Consider the following 20738-nt stretch of genomic DNA (forward strand, 5'->3'; position numbering starts at 1 on the left):
TTCCTGAGTGGACTGGTTAGTTATTCATCAAAGGGATCAGGGACCGCGCCAGCACATTGCTTCCGTAGTACGGAAGAAAATCAGCTTAATAACAATAAATATCGTCAATAAGTCATGAGGATAACATGCAGCGTACAAAAAAAATGAAACTGGGTACCCAGGTCGGTTCGGGGTTTGCCATTGTTATTATTATCGGCCTATTGGTGGCCATTTTCGGCAGAATGCATCTGGTTGGCCTCGGTAATACGACTGACAACCTTGCCAAAAACCATCTTGCCAATCTTATCGTGCTGCAAGAATTGAAAGACAACCTGAACGTAACGATCAAAGCCACGTTGCGCATGCTGATCACAACGGAAAGAAAGGTTCTGGAGGACAATCAAAAACTGATTGAAACCACTAGCGCCAGAAACGCAAAGCTCGTCACTCAACTGGAAGAAAATTTACAAGCAAAAGAGGTTCGCAATATTCTGGGTGAACTTCAGCAAAATCGCACCGAATTTGCCACCGTGGGCCGTCAGTCCGTCGCCCTATCGCTCAATGATAAACAAGCAGAGTCCATCGAGTTAGTCAAAACCCAGCTTGAGCCAATACAAACCAAACTTTTTAACAATCTGAACACGATGATTCAGTTGCAGAAAGACTACACCACGCAAACGGCAACCAATGCGATTGAAGAGTCCTACTATGATGGCAATTCACTGCTGATACTGGCTGGTATCGCCTCATTGATTGGCGTGTGCATCGCCTGGCTGATTACTCGTCATATCAAGAAGCAGTTGGGTGGTGAACCCGCTTACGCCACGCAGGTCACGCAGGAAATCGCACAGGGCAATCTCGCCATACCGATTGAACTGGCGGCAGGCGACACGACCAGCCTGTTGTCTGCGATGAACCATATGCGTGAAAGCCTGAGCGGTATTGTTGAGCAAGTGCGTGAAAGCAGTGAATCCATCGCGACAGGCGCTGGCCAGATCGCCGCAGGCAGCACCGACCTGAGTCAACGCACGGAAGAGCAAGCCGCCAACCTGCAACAAACCGCAGCGTCGATGGAAGAGATGAGCCAAACCGTACGCCAGAACTCGGACACCGTACGTAACGCCGCTCAACTGGCACAGGCCGCCAGCAACACCGCCGCTAAAGGCGGCGAAGCGGTCAGCAATATCGTTGTCACCATGAAAGAGATTACCGACAGTTCACAAAAAATTGGCGACATCATTAGCGTCATCGACGGTATCGCCTTCCAGACCAACATTCTGGCACTTAACGCCGCCGTGGAAGCCGCACGAGCGGGTGAGCAAGGTCGTGGCTTTGCCGTGGTGGCAGGCGAAGTTCGTTCTCTGGCACAGCGCTCCGCCACCGCGGCCAAAGAGATTAAAGAGCTGATCGGCCACAGCGTCGAGAAAGTCGAGGCAGGCTCCGTACTGGTCAGCAATGCGGGAACGACAATTGAAGAATTGGTGCGTCAGGCGCGTAACGTTGCCGACTTAATCAACGAAATTGGCGTTACCACGCAGGAACAAGAATCTGGCGTCTCACAGATTCATGATGCCGTTACCCAGCTCGATCAGGTCACGCAGCAGAACGCGGCACTCGTTGAGCAATCGACATCCGCCGCCGATAGCCTGAGCGATCAGGCAGCTCATCTGGTAGAACTGATGAAAGTATTTATCGTTGAAGGCGGCTCGTCACAGCGTACTACATCACCGCTGAAAAGACCGTCCAGCACGAAACTCTCTCTCGCAAGTCCTAAAGGCAAAACGGGAAGCGATAGCCACAACTGGGAAACCTTTTAGCGAACACGGCGATCGATGAATCCCTAAGTCTTGAGGTAAACAGAATAAAGCCGCTGAATCTTCAGCGGCTTTTTATTGCATAAAGATAAAAGAAATAACAAGGTTAAAAAAACCGCATCCATTAATAAATAACACAGCTGGAAATAATGATTTACAAACTAATGCGTGATGAGGAAAAGACATAACTCTTATGGGGTATAAATTTATTGATTAGTATTTATTATCCATTCTTATCATCATAAGAAAATAATATTAAATTTTCCCCAGCTAATAAATTAGAGGTTTTTGTTACGTTTATTCCGCCATCAACCTACCACATGATTATCTACACTTAATTTGTCATTCTCTGGCCTGTAAATATTCTCAACAGCCATTCCCTATAGGTATGAAAGCGACGTTCACTCCCCTTCGCCAATGCAGCGTCGGGGACGTCAATGCCGCCAGCATTCCTGTATCGAAGAACCGTTGGGAGATAAGTGGAATGATGAAAGCAATGGAGTTCGCAGGGGAAATCGCGTCTGTACCATAACCCCTAACATAAAATAACGACACCTGCCGTGTCAGACTTCAATAAATAAAAAAGGAACATCATGAAGAATATGAGTTTGGGAAAAATGTTAGGAACAGGCTTTACGCTAATTATCGTTCTTGGATTCTTAGTCGCCATATTGGGTCGCGTTCAGCTAGAAAAACTTGGGGGAAACATTCAGCTTTTGTCACAAATGCGTATAACTAATCTTCTGCTCATGCAGGAAGTTAAAGACAACGTCAACATAGCGGCACGCTCCATCAGAAATATTGCACTTCTGACCGACCAACAACAAATGAAGGTGGAAAAAGATCGCATTGAGCAAACCATCGCACGTAATAGCGATTTGCTCGTGCAAATACGTAAAAATGCAGTAGATAACGAGGCTAAAACGCTGCTCGCCACGTTGGATCAGGCTCGCCCCGCGTATACCAGCAGTATGAAAAAAGCCATCGATCTCGCCATGTCCAGCGAGCACGATGCATTTCGTAATTTCCTGCTGTCGGAAGTACGTACCACGCAAGCAAGCGTATTCGACATTCTGGATAAAATGGTTGAGATGCAAAAAAAACTGACCGTCACTCTCGCCAATGAATCCGAGAATAATGCGTTACACGCTGGCACCCTAATGCTAATCATCGCACTGTGTTCTGCCCTACTGGGAGGCATTGTTGCCTGGTGGATCACTCGGAAAATCAAACGTCAGCTCGGTGGAGAACCCGCCTATACGCTGGAGATTACCCGTCAGGTTGCACAGGGGAATCTTGCTATCAACATTGAACGGCGCGATGGAGATACCACCAGCGTCCTCGCAGCAATGGAGGACATGCGCCAAAGTCTGAGTAATATCGTCGGGCAGGTTCATCAAAGCAGTGAGTCTATCGCCACAGGAGCCAACCAGATTGCGATGGGCAATACCGACCTCAGTCAGCGCACGGAAGAACAGGCCGCTAACCTGCAAGAAACCGCAGCCTCCATGGAGGAAATGAATACCACGGTTAAACAGAACGCCGACACCGTACGCACCGCCACACAGCTCGCCAATTCCGCCAGTGCCGCCGCCCGTAAAGGAGGAGATGTCGTCAACAATGTTGTGCGGACAATGGAAGAGATCACCGCAAGTTCACGTAAAATTGGCGATATTATTGGTGTAATAGACGGAATTGCTTTCCAGACCAATATTCTGGCACTCAACGCCGCCGTCGAAGCCGCACGAGCCGGAGAACAAGGACGCGGATTCGCGGTAGTGGCCGGAGAAGTTCGTTCACTGGCTCAACGCTCTGCTTCCGCTGCACGCGAGATCAAAGATCTTATTGGTATCAGCGTAGGGAAAGTGGAAGCGGGAGAGCTGTTAGTTAACGAAGCGGGAGTCACTATAGAAGAAGTGGTAGAGCAGTCGCAGCGCGTCGCCAATCTTATCAATGAGATCGGCCTGACTACGCATGAGCAGGAGCAGGGCGTTTCTCAGGTCAATGATGCGGTGAATCAGCTCGATCAGGTTACCCAGCAGAACGCGGCGCTAGTTGAAGAATCGGCTTCTGCCGCAGACAGCCTGAGCCAACAGGCCAGAAATCTGGTTGAGTTGATGGGCGTTTTCAAAATCGACGGCATTCAGCCACAGCGAGCCGTACTACCGGTGGCAACGCGGTCCAAACCAAAACTGGCGTTAGCTGGGCATTCGAGTAACACCAACTGGGAAACTTTTTAAACGCATCGCTGCTTAACACCAATAAAGGCTATTAACGCTAAAAAGAAAAGCCGCTGAAATATCAGCGGCTTTTACATCAACGGGTTGCCTGCTATCGGCGATTACAACGCCCGACGCAGGCGAGCTACCGCTTCATGCATTTGCTCATCCGTTGCCGTCGCAAAGGACAGACGCAACGTTGAGTAATCGATATTGTCTGGGAAGAAGAATTCGCCCGGCACAAAGACAACACCTTGTTCCAGCGTCTTTTTCAGCCATTCCGTCGTGTTGAAATCGTCCTGACGGAACTTCGCCCACAGGAACATCCCCCCTTTCGGTTGGTTGAAGGTGATCACATCACCCAGTTCCTTCTCGACCAGCTGTGCCAACAGTTCGCCTTTGTGCTTATAGGCGTGGCGAATTTTTTCGATCTGCGTTTCCAGACGTCCCAGCCCCAGATAGCATTCTGCGACGGTCTGCGACAGTGCGCTAGCGTGCAGATCCGCAGCCTGTTTGATAATCGCCACCTTGTGCAACAACCAATCCGGCAAAATCGCCCAACCAAGACGTAGACCCGGTGCCAACACTTTCGAGAACGTGGAGGTATACAGCACGTATTCCGTGCTGCCCAGTTTATCCTGTGCCAGTTGGAACAGCGTCGGGTTGCGCTCGTCAGTGAAGCGTAGCTCACCATAGGGATCGTCTTCGATAATGACAAAACCGTAGCGCTCCGCCAGTTGAACCAATAGCAGGCGGCGCTCATAGCTCAGCGTAACACCGCTCGGGTTACCGAAGTTCGGGACGATATAGACACCTTTGATACGCTGTGTCTTCAGTAGCTCTTCCAGTTCCTCGACTACCATGCCATTGGCATCGGATGACACCGACATCACATTTGCCTGCGCCAGTTCCAGCGTTTGCAGCGCCGCCAGGTAAGTCGGACGTTCAACGACGAACACATCGCCAGGATCGACCATAGAGCGCATGATTAAGTCCAGCGCCTGCTGTGAACCTGCCGTCACGACAATATCGTCACCGCGTGTTTTTACACCGCGCAGGGCGCACAGGTCGGCGATGCGATCGCGTAACACGCCGCTGCCTTCAGTTAAACCATACTGGAATGCCGTTTTCGGCTGTTCAGTAATCGCTAACTGTGTGGCTTGGTTTAACCCTTCGAAATCAAACAATGCATCTGACGGAATCCCGCCAGCCAGCGAGATAATATTTTCCATCTTGCTGTGTTTCAGCAGTTCACGGATGGCAGAACTTTTTAACTGAGCGATGCGGTGCGCTAGCAACCCTTCAATGGCCATGTCTTCTTAACCTTTCAACAAAACTTCAATTATCCGCCCAGATAGGCCGAACGTACCGCTTCATTAGCTAACAATGCCGCACCGGTATCTTCCAACACGATATGCCCGTTTTCAAGTACATAACCCCGGTCGGCCAGCTTCAACGCCTGATTGGCATTTTGTTCCACCAGGAAGATGGTCATGCCTTCTTCGCGCAATTGCTGGATAGTATCAAAAATTTGCAGAATGATAATCGGCGCCAGCCCCAGCGACGGTTCGTCCAGCAGCAGCAAGCGCGGCTGGCTCATCAACGCACGGCCAATCGCCAACATCTGCTGCTCACCACCGGACATGGTACCGGCACGCTGAGCACGGCGCTCATACAGACGCGGAAACAGATCGTAGACGCGCGCAATGCGTTCCTGATACTGATCGCGCTCGGCAAAGAACCCACCCATCGCCAGATTTTCTTCTACCGTCATGCGAGAAAAGACGCGACGGCCTTCCGGCACAATCGCGATAGCTTCACGCATAATCTGTGCAGTCTGCCAGTGCGTGATGTCCTTACCGTCAAATGTAATAGTACCTTCCGTCGCACGCGGATCGCCGCACAGCGTACCCAGCAGCGTCGTTTTACCGGCACCGTTCGCACCGATCAACGTGACAATCTCGCCCTGATTAATATGCAGGCTAACCTGATGCAGCGCCTGAATTTTTCCGTAGTGGGCGGAAACCTGATGTAATGACAGCATAAACGTTATCCTTCACCCAGATATGCACGGATGACATCCGGGTTGTTACGAATTTCAGCTGGGGTGCCTTGTGCCAGCGGCGTTCCCTGATTGACGACATAAATCCGGTCGGAAATCCCCATGACCAGCTTCATATCATGTTCGATCAGCAAAACAGACACCTGATGGCTATCGCGCAGTTCCGCAATCAGCTGATTTAACTCGTCAGTTTCTTTCGGGTTCAGACCGGCGGCGGGCTCATCGAGCATCAACAACTCAGGCCGCGTCACCATACAGCGGGCAATTTCCAGACGGCGCTGCTGGCCGTAAGCCAGATTTCCCGCCTGGCGGTTCGCTAAATCCAGCAGGCCGATACGCTCCAGCCACACCGCAGCGCGCTCTTGCGCATCGGCTTCCGCACGACGAAAGCTCGGCGTTTTCAACAGCCCGGCAAACACGCCGCTTTTCAGGTGCTGATGCTGCGCGACCAACAGATTCTCGATCACCGTCATTTCACGGAAGAGGCGAACGTGTTGGAACGTACGCACCACGCCCATACGGGCAATAGCCTGTCCGGGTAATCCTTCCAGATGACGATCGCGCAGCATAATAGTACCGCCACTCGGACGATAAAAACCGGTCAGACAGTTAAAGACCGTGGTTTTACCCGCCCCATTCGGGCCGATCAGCGAGACGATTTCGCCAGCATGAATGTCCATTTCAACATTGTTGACCGCCAGCAGGCCGCCAAAACGCATCATCAGACCTCTGACTGATAACAGTGGCTGCGTGCTCATGCTTGCTCTTCCTTCTTCGCGACTTTCAACTTCATCTCAGGACGCTTCATCGGCAGCAGACCCTGCGGACGCCAAATCATCATCAGAACCATCAATGCACCCAGCAACAGCATGCTGTATTCATTCAGATCGCGCATCAGTTCACGAGACACCACCAGCAGGATTGCAGCGAGAATGACCGCAAACTGCGAGCCCATTCCACCCAGCACGACGATAGCCAGCACAAAGGCAGATTCAGCGAACGTGAACGATTCCGGGCTGACGAATCCCTGCCGCGCCGCAAACAGCGTACCGGCAAACCCAGCGAACGCGGCGCTGATGGTAAAGGCGGTCAGCTTAATACGCGTTGGACTCAGGCCCAGAGAACGACAGGCAATTTCGTCGTCACGTAGCGCTTCCCACGCACGTCCCAGCGGCATTCTCAGCAGCCGGTTAATCACAAACAGGGTCAACACGACCAACAGCAACGCGACCAGATACAGGAAGATAATGCGGTCACTGGGGTCATATTGCAGACCGAAGAAGTTGTGGAACGTATCCCAACCGCCATCGCGCGCGCTGCGACCGAATTCCAGGCCAAAGAAGGTCGGCTTAGGGATCTGGCTGATGCCGTTCGGGCCACCGGTAATTTCGGTATTATTCAGCAACAGGATACGGACAATTTCGCCGAACCCTAGCGTCACAATCGCCAGATAATCGCCGCGCAACCGTAGCACAGGGAACCCCAACAAGAAGCCGGACAGCGCTGCTACCATGCCCGCCAGCGGCAGGCTTTCCCAGAAGCCCAATCCGTAATAGTGATTTAGCAGGGCATAGGTATACGCGCCAATGGCGTAAAACCCGCCGTACCCCAATACCAGTAGACCAGACAGGCCAACCACAACGTTCAAGCCCAGACCCAGCATCACGTAAATCAGCGTGAGGGTGGCGATGTCAACCGTACCGCGTGATACCAAAAACGGCCAGGCGATGGCGGCGATAATCAATGCCGCAGCTAATATCTTCTGCCGTGGCGTACTGCCATCAAAGCTCGGCAGCACCAGCGATGGAGCCGAAAATTTCTTGATGCTTTGCTGGAAGAAGGGGCGAATCAACTGGAAGAAAAACACCACGATGCAGCCCGCGCCAATCCAATACCAGCGAACTTCATCGGCACCACGTACCACCAGTTTGGTGCCATCCAGCGCCAGTTGCATGCCCATTAAAAACGAGGCTAACACCAGCAACATGAACGCGGAAACAAACGCATTAAACAGGTTGAGCTGCTTCATACTTTCTCAACCTCCGGGCGACCCAGAATACCGGTTGGCATCACCAACAGCACCACAATCAGCAGCGCAAATGACACCGCATCTTTGTATTCCGTGCTCAGGTAAGCGGACGTCAGCGCTTCGGCAACGCCCAGAATTAGCCCCCCGATCATCGCGCCAGGAATACTGCCAATCCCACCCAATACCGCAGCCGTAAAGGCTTTCATTCCGGCCATGAAGCCGATGTAGGGGTTGATAACGCCGTAAAATTGTCCCAGCAGCACACCTGCAACGGCAGCCATAAGCGCGCCAATGACAAAGGTCAGAGAGATGACGCGATCGGTGCTGATACCCAGCAGGCTTGCCATTTTCAGGTCTTCAGCACAGGCGCGGCAGGCGCGTCCCATACGGGAATAGCGAATGAATAGCGTCAGCGCCAGCATGGCGAGGAACGTAACAATCCAGATGGTCAACTGCATGGTACTAATGGTGGCGGCAAAGCCATTGCTTTCGCCCAGCACCCACTGGCCGGTCACCAGACTCGGCAGCGCAACATCACGCGAGCCCTGATTCAGGCTGACGTAGTTTTGCAGGAAAATGGACATCCCGATGGCAGAAATCAGCGCGATCAGACGCTTTGACGATCGAACAGGTCGGTAGGCCACCCGTTCGATACTCCAGCCATAAGCGCTGGAAATGACCACGGCGGCAATGAAGGCGACACCAATCAGGAGCCAACCAGCATCGATGCCCATCATCATCAGGGCCGCGATCACAATAAAGGAGACGTAGCTACCGATCATATACACTTCGCCGTGCGCGAAGTTAATCATGCCGATAATGCCGTAAACCATGGTGTAGCCAATGGCGATCAGCGCATAAGTACTGCCCAACGTAAGGCCGTTGAACATCTGCTGAAAAAAGTAAAGGAACTGCTCGGACATACCTTAACCTTAAATGCTGCCCCCGCACCTTGCGGCAACGGGGGCTTCGGTATTGAGGGATTAGTAGTGGTACAGACTCAGAAGGCGGAGAATGTTCTCCACACCGAAGAGACAGGTAACGGTATATTCGCTCGCCCCCTGCTCCTCTGCATGATGATTATTTCACTGCGCTGGAAGTACCGTCTTTGTGCCACTCAAATACGCCAAATTCAAACCCTTTCAGGTCGCCTTTTGCATCCCAGCTTAATGGTCCCATTACGGTATCCACAGATTTCGCTTTCAGATCCGCAACCAGTTTTTCCGGCTCATCGCTGCCGGTACGTGTCATCGCGGTGGTCAGCGATTGCAGCGCAGCATAAGTCGTCCAGACGAACGGACCCGTTGGATCCAGTTTCTTGGCTTTCAGCGCATCGACAATGGGTTGGTTAGCAGGAACCTGATCGTAACGCTTCGGCAACGTCACCAGCATACCTTCAGATGCATCGCCTGCAATGTTAGATAGCGAAGAGTTACCCACGCCTTCTGGGCCCATGAACTTGGTTGTCATACCAGCCTGACGTGCCTGACGCAGAATCTGCCCCATTTCCGGGTAGTAGCCGCCGAAATAAACGAAATCGACGTTCTCTTTCTTCAGACGTGCAACCAGTGTAGAGAAATCTTTATCACCCGCCGTCACACCTTCAAACAGCACAACATTCGCACCGGCTTTTTTCAGGCTATCCTGAACAGAACGGGCCAGACCTTCACCATATTGCTGTTTGTCATGAACCACGGCAATACGCTGCGGTTTGACAGTTTCGACGATGTATTTTGCTGAAGTTGGCCCCTGATCGGAATCCAGCCCCGTCGTGCGCAACACCATTTTGTAGCCGCGCGTGGTCAAGTCGGCGTTGGTTGCCGCAGGCGTAATCATGATCACGCCCTCTTCTTCATAAATATCAGACGCAGGCTGCGTGGAGGAAGAACACAGATGACCAATCACATAACGGATACCGTCGTTGATGACTTTGTTCGCTACGGCAACTGCCTGCTTAGGGTCGCACGCGTCATCATATTCAACGCCAACCAGCTTGTTACCATTTACGCCGCCTTTTGCGTTGATATCGGCAATAGCCTGACGCGCGCCAATGAACTCCATATCGCCATATTGCGCAACTGGGCCAGACATTGCGCCAACAACCGCAACCTTAATATCGGCAGCGCTGACCGCGTGGCTAAACGCCGCAGCCATACAACCCATCAGCAATACTTTACCTTTACTGAATTTCATTCTTTTTACCCCATCTGTCATTATGGATATTGCCGAAAACCTGACCGCCTTCTGCTATAACCTGCTATTTTCTTATAAGTAAGAAAGGCTTAGGTTATTATTAGTAATGTTTTCTAAGAAGGCTTTATTTTTCATATTATTAAACAGGAATTTTATGCTGCAAATCAACTCACTCTGTCAGAAACAAGCGGAGCAAACAGCACAAAACACCAGATGCAAAAACCAGCATTCAATTTATATATAGTCAGATATTCTACTTTATGCATTAATTGTTGATGGATTACTCGAAAAACGAAGAATGAGAAAAACATTTGCCCTATTAACCATAACGATCAAATTACACAACTGTTCCACTACAAGACAACTACATTATTCTTCACTCATATGATGGAGTGCCGATAAAAATGAAACTAGCCGTTGAATGCCTCACCCAATTCAGCCCCCAGGATAAAATTGATCTGGCGAAAATCTGGCCGCATCAAAACATTGATTTATTAGAAGCGGGACTCAAACCGACTCGACGACTCTTTGCCGCACGTTTTAACGATCGGTTACTCGGAGGAATGCTGGTCGAAATTGCGGGGGACTATGCAGAACTGAGCGATATGATGGTGCGTGAAGTTACGCGTCGACGAGGCGTAGGGCAACTTTTGGTTGATGAGGCCCGCCGTCAGCTTCCTGAAGTAAACGAGTGGTGGCTGGCCACGGCTAATCATGCCGCGATCAAAGAGGAAGTGCTGGCGCGATTTATGGTGTCTTGCGGCTTTTCACCCGTATCCGGCGGCTGGCGCTATATTCGCAGAAAAGAAACGCCGCTGATTCTTGACGAACTCAATCCAGATAAGCTGGATTGACCCCAGACAAAAACAAAACGACCGGGCATTACCCGGTCGCTACAGAAAGAGATGATGAGAGCGATTACGCTTCTATCGCCGCTCGCAACTTTTTCATCGCATTCTTTTCCAACTGACGCACACGCTCTGCGGAAACACCGTATTGGTCGGCCAGTTCCTGCAAGGTGGATTTGTTGTCATCATCCAGCCAGCGGGCACGAATAATGTGCTGGCTACGTTCATCCAGCCCTTCCAGCGCGTAGGTGAGCTTATCGGCCGCATGCGTGTCCCAGTTATCCTCTTCAATGCCATCGGCAAAGTCAGACGATTTATCCTGTAGGTAAAGCATTGGCGACATCGCTTTGCCATCGTGCGAATCCTCTTCCGGCGTCGGATCGAACGTCATGTCCTGCGCCGCCATGCGGGATTCCATCTCGCGCACGTCCTTGCTGGTCACGCCAAGTTCGCGCGCGACCAGTTCGACTTCATCCTGGTTAAACCAGCCGAGGCGCGTTTTCGTCTTCCGCAGGTTAAAGAACAGCTTACGCTGTGCTTTGGTGGTCGCCACTTTCACGATACGCCAGTTACGCAGCACGTATTCATGAATTTCTGCTTTGATCCAGTGCACAGCAAAAGAAACCAGACGCACGCCAACCTCTGGGTTGAAGCGACGAACCGCTTTCATCAGGCCGATATTCCCTTCCTGAATCAGGTCTGCCTGCGGCAGGCCGTAGCCGGAATAGTTACGGGCAACGTGAATAACAAAGCGCAGGTGTGACAGAATCAGGTGCTTAGCCGCATCCAGATCGCCCTGATAATGCAGTCGTTCAGCCAGCGCCCGCTCTTCCTCCGCCGTCAGCATCGGATAGGCATTGGCGGCACGAATATACCCTTCCAGACTGCCCTGGGGAACTAAGGTGAAAGTTTGCATATCTTTGGTCATTCAACCCTCTCAGTTGCTCTACTCATCATATTGCAGTCGACTATCTTAGCACTGCTTCGCCGCATCGTTTTGCGCGAAAATGGCAAAATGCGGCACCTTAAAGCGTATTTATTGAAACCTTAAAATCTGTCTATTCAGACTGTGATTTCGCTCGCAAGTTCCTAGTATTTTATTCACCTCATGCCAGAGATCAAGCAGGAGACAAACAAGACGTCAGCGTACAAGAAACCAAGGGGAAAACGCAGCGGGAAATGCAAAGAAGAGATGTCGCTGAGGAGGTTTCCCCTGCAATACAGTCTGAATTACAGGGGATAATTATACCAGAAAACGCTTACTGTGGTGTAAAACGGCGTAAATGTTGCACGGTTGCCAGCCAAGCGGCCAACCAGCCAATCATGCCAGCGATTAACAGCAGCAGCAGGGACTCATCCCAGCTCAACCCTTTGACGGCAAACGTCGTGCCGAAAACAGCAGCAACCTGCGCTACCACGGCATCCAGCTTCCAAACCAGCGCCTGCGAGAGAATCAACGACAGTATCGCACCACCCACGCCCATTGCCGCACCACCGTTCAGGAACGGACGTAGAATAAAACCGTCCGTCGCACCAATCAGCTTCATCACGTTGATCGTTTCACGGCGGCTGAAAATACTCAGACGTACGCTATTACCGATCACCAAGAAGACGGCAACAATCATCAGGACGCCAATCGTCGCAGAAATTTGCCCGACCAGATTGGTCAGCGCCACCAGACGCGCAAACCAGCTGTCGTCCATCCGCACTTCATCCACACCCTGCGTCGATGCCACGCGGTCACGCAACGTCGTCAGCGTGGTGGAATCCTGAAAACTCATTTTTGGCGTAATGATCGCCACCGCAGGCAGTGGGTTTTCTTCCAGCATATCCAACGCGCCGCCAAAACCAGACCAGTTGCGGAATTCGCCCATCGCTTCATTGCGCGAGAGATAATTGACTTTATCAACGCCATCTTCAGATTGAAGCTGCGTGATAACCGCCTGCGCCGCGTTGTCATCCAGCGATTTATCCAGATACACCGTTAGCTGAGGCGATGGATACCACTGCGTGGCAGCCTGACTCACGTTTTTCCACACCAGATAGCAGATACTGGGCAACGCCAGCGAGATAGCAATGACCATCACAGTCAGAAACGTCGCCAGCGGTTGGCGCAGCATATCAGCCAGCGTATTTGTCCAGGCATAGCGCCACTGTTCCTGCCAGCCGCCGCGCAGCGCTTTCGCTTTTGCGACAGGCTTTTTCGCATTACGGACATTATTCGCCATCGTGGTTTCCCCCCACCATGCGACCATCCGACAGCGTCAGCACACGGTAATTACGGCGGGCGATCAGCCCGGTATCATGCGTCGCCATCAGCACAGTGACGCCAACGCGATTGAATTCTTCAAACAGGCGCAAAATGCCTTCTGACAGCGCCTCGTCCAGGTTGCCGGTCGGCTCATCCGCCAGCAACACGGCGGGTTTATTCACTACCGCGCGTGCAATACCTACACGCTGCTGTTCACCACCGGACAACTGGATAGGATAGTTTTTCGCTTTATCCAGCAGGCCCACCTTGTCCAGCGCAGCGGATACCCGGCGACGAATATCCTCACTGCTGGCACCCGCGATAATGAGCGGCATTGCGACGTTGTCATAGACCGTGCGCTCCATCAGCAGGTGGTGATCCTGAAAGATCATACCAATCTGACGCCGCAGAAACGGGACTTCGCGTTTTTTCAGGCGACTAATATTGTGACCGCCAAACAAAATCTGACCCGCGCTGGGACGTTCAATACCACAAATCAGTTTCAGCAGGGTACTTTTCCCCGCACCGGAATGGCCGGTCAGGAACGCCATTTCCGCTGGGCGCAGATGGAAATCCACCCCTTGCAATGCCTGACGCCCACCGAGGTAAGCTTTACTGACCTGTTCAAAACGAATCATCCGTTTTAATCCTCTCGGGCAAAAAGTGCCTCAATAAAATCGTCGGCCTTGAATGGCCGTAAATCTTCAATACCTTCACCTACCCCAATATAGCGGATAGGAATCGCAAACTGGTCGGCAATGGCGAAAATCACCCCGCCTTTCGCGGTACCATCCAGCTTAGTCAAGGTAATGCCCGTCAGCCCGACCGCTTCATTAAACAGCTTGGCCTGACTCACCGCGTTCTGCCCGGTGCTCGCATCCAGCGTCAACATCACTTCATGCGGCGCGTCTTCGTCCAGCTTCTTCATCACGCGCACAATCTTTTTCAGCTCTTCCATCAGGTGCGCTTTGTTCTGCAAACGCCCAGCGGTATCCGCAATCAGGACATCAACACCACGCGCTTTCGCTGCCTGAATCGCATCGAAAATCACCGATGCCGAATCCGCTCCCGTATGTTGCGCCACGACCGCCACGTTATTACGCTGCCCCCAGACTTGAAGCTGCTCGACTGCCGCCGCACGGAAGGTATCACCCGCCGCCAGCATCACAGATTTGCCCTGCGCCTGAAATTGACGTGCCATTTTCCCGATGGTGGTAGTTTTACCCACACCATTAACGCCAACCATCAGAATGACATACGGTGTTTTGCCTTCTATATTCAGCGGGGCGTCCACCTTAGCAAGAATCTCCGCCATTTCTTCTTTCAGCTTAACAAAAAGCGTATCAGCATCTTTCAGTTGGCGACGACTGGCATGCTCCGTCAGGCTGGTGATGATCTTACGGGTCGTCTCAACCCCAACATCCGCAATCAGCAGTTGTTCTTCCAGTTCATCAAACAGATCGTCATCGATTTTCTTACCGCGAAACAATCCGATAAATCCGGAACCGAGATTCTGGCGCGTTTTAACCAGACTACGTTTCAGGCGAGCGAAGAAACCTTCTTTCGTCGGGCGTTCTTGTTCTTGCACAACAACCGGAACGTCATCCAGCGGCTCACTTTCCTGTTCTTCGCCCTGTTCTTCTTGCTGAACGGTATCCTGCTCATCGTCAACCAGCGCCGCGTTCTCTGCGATCGCGGTCTGCAAGATCGGCTCGGCGATATCTCGATCGAGAACGTCATGTTCGATCGGTTCACGATCGGCTGTTTCGGAAATAACAGGTGCAGAAACGTTGGCTTCTGGGCTAACAACCGTTGGCTCGTCTGCAACAACAGTAACTTCACGCTCGGCGACTGGAGAAGCCAGTTCTTCCGCTTCAACCTTTATTTCTTCAGCGACGCTCTCTGCTTCAACGCTAGATTCTTCCGGCAGCGGTTGCTCTACGAGCTCCGATGTTTGCTCAACGGTCTGGTGAGTCGATGCGGCAGCATCCGGTTCAGCAGCGGGCGCATCTTCAACAACCGACTGCTCTTGTTGTTTTTCTTCCTGTTTCCCGAGTCCCAGCCAGGAAAAAAAACCGCGCTTCTTTTCTTTTGACATGTGTAATCGCGCTCCACGCTGCTCACCGCAGCGAATCAATCAATGAAAATCATATTTAAACAATAAGTTTAACACTTTCCAGCCGACAGCAACACGCAGCCAGCGGGAGCAATGACAGACAATTCTCCGCGCTACCGACAATCTTCGTAACGAAAGGCGATGTCCGTAACGAAGTGTGTCAAACGCCGCGCGTGATCGAAAGGCCACTGACCGCACAAAATTTTGGCTTAAGCGCCTTAACGTCCATCTTAACATTCCCTCTACACGTAACCGCCGCTAGAATAGCGCCAGAAATTTCCTGCCCGCATCCACACCATGATGATGCGGCACAACAATAACCCTGTGAGCTATGGCTAAAAAAAACGCATCGTCAGCCGCCGGACAAATCCGAATCATCGGTGGTCAATGGCGCGGCAGAAAACTTCCGGTTCCTGATAGCCCCGGTTTACGTCCCACTACCGACCGCGTGCGGGAAACGCTGTTTAACTGGCTGGCTCCCGTCATTCAACAGGCACGCTGCCTGGATTGCTTTGCTGGCAGCGGCGCGCTCGGTCTGGAAGCCTTATCCCGTTATGCTGCTCACGCCACATTATTGGAAATGGAGCGTGCAGTCGCCCAGCAATTAACGCAGAATTTGGCTCTGCTTCGGGCGGAAAATGCTGAGGTGGTCAATACCGATGCCCTGAGCTGGCTGGCACAGCCGGGCACGCCGTTTGACGTCGTTTTTCTCGATCCACCGTTTCGCAAAGAGCTGCTGAACAACACGCTCGCGCTGCTGGAACAACAGGGCTGGCTTGCACCAGACGCGTGGATTTACGTGGAAACAGAGGCGGAAAATGCGCAACTGACTATCCCGGAGAATTGGCAACTGCACCGTGAAAAAATTGCGGGTCAGGTCGCCTACCGTTTGTACATCCGTCAGTGATCTTCGCAGCAACGTAAGGGTAAGAGATGATTTTGATTAACCTTGGCAGATTATTGATGCTAGGCGTGTGGGGATTTCTGTTGCTTAACCTGATTCAGCCGTTTCCCAAACCGTTGAATATCTTCATGACCGTAGCGATGGTGTTTATGATTCTGATGCACGGTTTCCAACTGCTGCTGTTAAAATCCAGCCAGCCGAAGGACAGCCCCGCGCTGGACCGGGCGCTTCAGGCACGCATTTTCCTTTTTGGCGTGTTTGAACTGCTGGCATGGCAGAAAAAGCAGCCTAAGCCACCGAAGCCGTAACCGCTACCTCTGCTGGGGCACAAAGCGAATAAAGCGCGTGCCCTTTAGCTGCAACGATCCCTGCATACCGGTATCAAGCTGGTGATAATCCGCGCTTTCGAGGCGCAATGTGACCTCCCCGCCACCCGTAATCGGCCTGAACGTGGCCTCATAAAGCATATCTTCTGCGACCATCCCCTGATGCTCTCGCGCCCGCCGACGAATACGGGGAAATTCGCGTTTGTGTTTCACCTCCGCGGCCACAATACGCAACGGAGCTGCATCATTCTGCGCTTCCCTGTAGCGTTGGCGTCGGTATTGTCGCGCTGCCAGCACCAGAATCGCGCCAACAGCCAAAACCAGCAGCCAGGGAACGTCATTCATCAGGGTTTCTTGCCGGGAAGATAAGGGAATGCGGTAACGTTATCGCCTAAATCAGAAATACGGGCACTGCCTTTTTCCGTCACGGCATCAATACGAATTATCGCCTGTAAAGGGATAAAGCTGCGGCTAACGCCGGAGAATTCCGTTTTCAGTTTCTCGGTTGATGGGTCAACCAACACTGTAGATTGGCTATCAAACACAAAGTCGGCAATTTCAATAAAACCGAATAGGCTGCTCTGAACCAACTCACGCACGTAAAGCTGGTAATTCTTACCGTTATTTATAAATTGAATACGATAAAGCGCGGATTCATTACTCATTCAACACCATGCTCCCTTCAGAGACTTCACGCCGTAAAAACGGGCGATAACATAACATGAAGCTCACGAAAGACGCATCCGTCTCGCACCGTGTTGTTTAACTTCCTCACAATCCCCTACACTGAATAAAGAACGGTTTATTTTTATCCTGACACAAACAAAAACACAAAAAGGACACGCTATGCTTTGGTCATTTATTGCTGTGCTTTTTTCTGGTTGGTTATATGTAGATGCCAGCTATCGTGGTCCAACGTGGCAGCGTTGGTTATTCAAACCAGTCACAATGTTACTGCTGCTAGCTCTAGCCTGGCAGACGCCGTTGCTTGGCGTTCCGGGCTATCTGATTGTGCTGGGATTACTGGCAACGCTAGTCGCGGACACGCTACTGTTGCTCCCAACTCAGCGCCTGCTTTACGCATTTGGTGCCTATTTCCTCTCTCATCTGCTGTATACCGTCAGCTTTTTTACCGGACAAATCGCGCTCACCTTCTTCTGGCCACTGGCACTAACACTCGTCATTCTGGCCGCGATCCTGATCGCCATTATCTGGGGGCGACTGGATGCACAGCGTTGGCCCGCCTGCGCGTTTATCATCATGACGACGCTGATGGTCTGGATTGCCGGTGAACGGTATTTTGCGCTGGGTACAAACGCGAATTTCTCCTTGCTGACGGGCACCGTACTGCTGTTTGTTGCCCATGCAGCCTGGCTTATTCACCATTATCGTTTCCCATTTCGCGCCCATCAGGCGATTGTGGCAGCAGGCTATTTTGGCGGACATTTCCTGATCGTTCGCTCCCTCTATTTCTGACGCTCGCGACGCTTACGAAAGGCTGGCTAAGCATTGAGCGGCGGTGTAAAGTTTCTGATGAGAATGGCTATCACTAATAACCCAGGAGGAAGACATGCACTCTCATCAACACCACAGCGCTGAGAAATCAGCCTGCTGTAATAACGGCGTTCACCACGCGCCACGCAGCACCGCACACAGCACTAAACGCTGCTGTAATGAACACACGCAGCATTCAAACCACGCGGATCACAGTTGCTGTTCCACCAAACACTCGTCTGACGCGGTGGTACAGACCGCATGTGGCACAGAACAGCATTCGTCAGACAGCGGCGGTAGCGCGGATTCAGACGACCCCGACGGCGGAGACAGCGACAGGCCCCGATCCCATCAGCGTTTCAGTTGGAAAATCAGCGGGATGGATTGTCCTAGCTGTGCACGTAAAATCGAAAATGCAGTAAAAAATCTCACCGGAATTGAACAAGCCAAAGTGCTGTTCGCCACCGAAAAACTGGTTGTTGACGCCTACACTGATATTCGCCCTCAGGTTCAATATGCCGTTCAGCAAGCTGGCTTTACCTTGCAGGACACCGCACTCCCCATAGCACCATCCGACACCTCGACCGTACGTCGTTTCGTGCATGAATATGGTTTCTTAGTACTTTTCACTTTGCTGGCTGCTGCAAGCTGGGGACTTTCCCTGTTAAGCGAGCGCGGCGGGCAAATCGCGTTTATCGCCACTACGATTGTCGGGCTGATACCGATACTGAAAAAAACAGTGCAGCTCATTCGCACAGGTACGCCCTTCGCGATTGAGACGCTAATGAGCGTGGCTTCCATCGGGGCGCTCTTGATTGGTGCCACCACCGAAGCCACGGTTATTTTGCTGCTGTTTATGCTGGGCGAATATCTGGAGTCTTACGCGGCAAACCGCGCACGACGAGGCGTAACGGCACTGATGGCGCTGCTTCCTGAAGACGCAACGGTAGTCGGCAACGGGCAGCGACGCCTCGTGCCCGTTGCGAGTCTGGTTCCTGGCGATATCATTGAAGTTGCCCCCGGCGGACGACTCCCTGCCGATGCGGAGCTATTGAACAACGACGCCAGCTTTGATGAAAGCGCCCTGACTGGTGAATCGGTTCCCGTTGAGCGCACACCCGGTGGAAAAATTGCCGCTGGCAGCCTGTGTGTCGATCGGGTCGTGCAGTTGCGTGTGGTTTCACAGCCAGGCAACAGCGCCATCGACCGCATTCTGCAACTGATAGAAGAAGCGGAAGAGCGCCGTGCGCCGATAGAACGCTTCCTCGATAAGTTCAGCCGCTATTACACGCCAGCCATCATGCTGCTGTCGCTGTTGGTGATTCTGGTACCGCCGTTGCTGCTGGCACAGCCGTGGCAAGAGTGGATTTATCGCGGTCTGACGCTGCTATTAATCGGCTGTCCGTGTGCACTGGTGATCTCAACGCCTGCGGCGATTACGTCTGGGCTGGCAGCGGCAACGCGTCGTGGGGCGCTGATTAAAGGCGGTGCGGCGCTGGAATCGCTGGGCAGCATCAAAACCATCGCATTTGACAAGACGGGCACGCTGACGGAAGGCAAGCCACAGGTGACGGACGTGTTACCCGCCGCAGGTATCAGCGAAACGGCGCTGCTGACGCGTACCGCCGCAATAGAATCGGGTTCTCACCATCCGCTTGCTAAAGCAATCATCCAGCATGCGTTGTCCAGCAGCACGTTTCTGCCGATGGCGGAAAACCGTAAAGCACTGGCGGGTGTCGGCGTTGAAGGCATGATCGGCGGCAAGCGGATTCAGGTCAGCGCCCCAACCCGCGTCGCGCCCGGTTTACTTGACGCCGACTGGTTACAGCAGGTTAACGCACTGGAAAGCGAAGGGAAAACCGTGGTGGTGGTGCAAGAAGACGACCGTCTGCTCGGTTTGCTGGCGCTGAGCGATACGCTGCGCAACGATGCGCGTGAAGCGCTGGATGCCTTGCAGCAGTTGGGGATTCGTGGCGTCATGCTCACCGGCGATAATCCCCGTGCGGCAGCGGCCATTGCAGCAACATTGGGGATCGATTACCGAGCCAGTCTGCTGCCTGCCGATAAGGTTACCGCAGTCAGCGAATTGAGTAAGCAGCACCCCGTGGCAATGGTGGGCGATGGCATCAACGACGCTCCGGCAATGAAAGCCGCAACCATCGGCATCGCGATGGGAAGCGGTACGGATGTGGCGCTGGAAACCGCAGATGCCGCATTAACGCACAGCCGCCTGACTGGGCTAGCGGCCATGATCAGCCTGTCGCGGGCGACGCAGCGTAATATTCGTCAAAACATTACGATCGCACTGGGGCTGAAAGCGGTATTTCTGGTCACCAGTATTCTGGGTATTACTGGGCTCTGGCTGGCGGTGCTGGCGGATTCCGGCGCAACGGCGTTAGTCACTGCCAACGCACTGCGGCTGCTGAGAAAACAGGACTAACAATCCCGTTGTTGGCTGTTGGTTGAAGGATCGAGAAACACGGAGCGAGGCCTCCCTACGGGA

The 20738-nt window shown here is 52.5% G+C and carries 19 protein-coding genes; 7 read left to right on the plus strand and 12 right to left on the minus strand.

From position 1 onward, the window contains the following. The first annotated feature begins 125 nt into the window (after positions 1–125). Entirely contained in the window at positions 126–1796 is a 1671-nt protein-coding gene (locus tag CLR69_RS17735; RefSeq protein WP_129712983.1) for a methyl-accepting chemotaxis protein, read from the plus strand. A gap of 590 nt (positions 1797–2386) precedes the next feature. Then, positions 2387–4033: a methyl-accepting chemotaxis protein gene (locus tag CLR69_RS17740; protein ID WP_129712982.1), complete on the plus strand. Its 1647-nt coding sequence runs from the start codon at positions 2387–2389 to the stop codon at positions 4031–4033. 101 nt (positions 4034–4134) lie between these two features. Here CLR69_RS17740 and CLR69_RS17745 read toward each other — a convergent pair whose 3' ends face one another. The 6 genes from CLR69_RS17745 to CLR69_RS17770 form a co-directional block, all read right to left on the minus strand. After that, complete coding sequence (locus tag CLR69_RS17745; protein WP_129707353.1) at positions 4135–5325, minus strand: aminotransferase-like domain-containing protein; 1191 nt, start codon at positions 5323–5325, stop codon at positions 4135–4137. Positions 5326–5354: 29 nt separating this feature from the next. Continuing rightward, a complete protein-coding gene (gene livF / locus CLR69_RS17750) occupies positions 5355–6056 on the minus strand; it encodes a high-affinity branched-chain amino acid ABC transporter ATP-binding protein LivF (RefSeq protein ID WP_129707355.1) in 702 nt (233 codons plus the stop codon). A 5-nt stretch (positions 6057–6061) separates the two neighbouring features. Then, the gene (livG, locus tag CLR69_RS17755; RefSeq protein ID WP_113627073.1) at positions 6062–6832 is read right to left on the minus strand and encodes a high-affinity branched-chain amino acid ABC transporter ATP-binding protein LivG; all 771 of its coding nucleotides are present in this window, start codon (positions 6830–6832) and stop codon (positions 6062–6064) included. After that, a complete protein-coding gene (locus CLR69_RS17760) occupies positions 6829–8103 on the minus strand; it encodes a high-affinity branched-chain amino acid ABC transporter permease LivM (RefSeq protein ID WP_129707358.1) in 1275 nt (424 codons plus the stop codon). The genes livG and CLR69_RS17760 overlap by 4 nt, the downstream gene beginning before the upstream one ends. After that, the gene (livH, locus tag CLR69_RS17765) at positions 8100–9026 is read right to left on the minus strand and encodes a high-affinity branched-chain amino acid ABC transporter permease LivH (protein WP_129707360.1); all 927 of its coding nucleotides are present in this window, start codon (positions 9024–9026) and stop codon (positions 8100–8102) included. The genes CLR69_RS17760 and livH overlap by 4 nt, the downstream gene beginning before the upstream one ends. A 157-nt stretch (positions 9027–9183) precedes the next feature. Continuing rightward, complete coding sequence (locus CLR69_RS17770) at positions 9184–10296, minus strand: branched-chain amino acid ABC transporter substrate-binding protein (RefSeq protein WP_129707363.1); 1113 nt, start codon at positions 10294–10296, stop codon at positions 9184–9186. A gap of 404 nt (positions 10297–10700) precedes the next feature. Here CLR69_RS17770 and panM point away from each other — a divergent pair, with 404 nt between their 5' ends. Continuing rightward, the gene (panM, locus tag CLR69_RS17775; RefSeq protein ID WP_129712981.1) at positions 10701–11150 is read left to right on the plus strand and encodes an aspartate 1-decarboxylase autocleavage activator PanM; all 450 of its coding nucleotides are present in this window, start codon (positions 10701–10703) and stop codon (positions 11148–11150) included. Between the two features lie 64 nt (positions 11151–11214). Here panM and rpoH read toward each other — a convergent pair whose 3' ends face one another. The 4 genes from rpoH to ftsY all read right to left on the minus strand — a co-directional run bounded on the left by rpoH (position 11215) and on the right by ftsY (position 15493). Then, entirely contained in the window at positions 11215–12072 is an 858-nt protein-coding gene (gene rpoH, locus CLR69_RS17780; RefSeq protein ID WP_012772845.1) for an RNA polymerase sigma factor RpoH, read from the minus strand. A 331-nt stretch (positions 12073–12403) separates the two neighbouring features. Further along, positions 12404–13372 (minus strand): permease-like cell division protein FtsX, encoded by a 969-nt coding sequence (gene ftsX / locus CLR69_RS17785; protein WP_129707367.1) that lies wholly within the window; start codon positions 13370–13372, stop codon positions 12404–12406. Continuing rightward, positions 13362–14033: a cell division ATP-binding protein FtsE gene (gene ftsE, locus CLR69_RS17790; protein WP_012772843.1), complete on the minus strand. Its 672-nt coding sequence runs from the start codon at positions 14031–14033 to the stop codon at positions 13362–13364. The genes ftsX and ftsE overlap by 11 nt, the downstream gene beginning before the upstream one ends. 5 nt (positions 14034–14038) lie before the next feature. Beyond that, entirely contained in the window at positions 14039–15493 is a 1455-nt protein-coding gene (gene ftsY, locus CLR69_RS17795; RefSeq protein ID WP_129712980.1) for a signal recognition particle-docking protein FtsY, read from the minus strand. A gap of 349 nt (positions 15494–15842) precedes the next feature. Between ftsY and rsmD the strand changes: the two genes are divergently transcribed. Beyond that, positions 15843–16418, plus strand: coding sequence for a 16S rRNA (guanine(966)-N(2))-methyltransferase (gene rsmD, locus CLR69_RS17800; protein WP_129707371.1), 576 nt, complete (start codon positions 15843–15845; stop codon positions 16416–16418). A 29-nt stretch (positions 16419–16447) separates the two neighbouring features. Further along, a complete protein-coding gene (locus CLR69_RS17805) occupies positions 16448–16723 on the plus strand; it encodes a DUF1145 family protein (RefSeq protein WP_165346003.1) in 276 nt (91 codons plus the stop codon). Positions 16724–16726: 3 nt separating this feature from the next. Here the strand turns inward: CLR69_RS17805 and CLR69_RS17810 are convergent, their stop codons facing one another. Beyond that, positions 16727–17086 (minus strand): DUF2500 domain-containing protein, encoded by a 360-nt coding sequence (locus CLR69_RS17810; RefSeq protein ID WP_129712978.1) that lies wholly within the window; start codon positions 17084–17086, stop codon positions 16727–16729. Further along, a complete protein-coding gene (locus tag CLR69_RS17815) occupies positions 17086–17406 on the minus strand; it encodes a DUF1820 family protein (RefSeq protein WP_010681394.1) in 321 nt (106 codons plus the stop codon). Before CLR69_RS17815 ends, CLR69_RS17810 begins: the two co-directional genes overlap by 1 nt. Before the next feature lie 181 nt (positions 17407–17587). Between CLR69_RS17815 and CLR69_RS17820 the strand changes: the two genes are divergently transcribed. Continuing rightward, entirely contained in the window at positions 17588–18217 is a 630-nt protein-coding gene (locus CLR69_RS17820) for a lysoplasmalogenase (protein WP_129707377.1), read from the plus strand. 94 nt (positions 18218–18311) lie between these two features. Then, the gene (locus CLR69_RS17825) at positions 18312–20675 is read left to right on the plus strand and encodes a zinc/cadmium/mercury/lead-transporting ATPase (protein WP_129712977.1); all 2364 of its coding nucleotides are present in this window, start codon (positions 18312–18314) and stop codon (positions 20673–20675) included. Positions 20676–20738: the final 63 nt, after the last annotated feature.

It is taken from the genome of Pectobacterium zantedeschiae (assembly GCF_004137795.1).
GTDB lineage: Bacteria > Pseudomonadota > Gammaproteobacteria > Enterobacterales > Enterobacteriaceae > Pectobacterium > Pectobacterium zantedeschiae.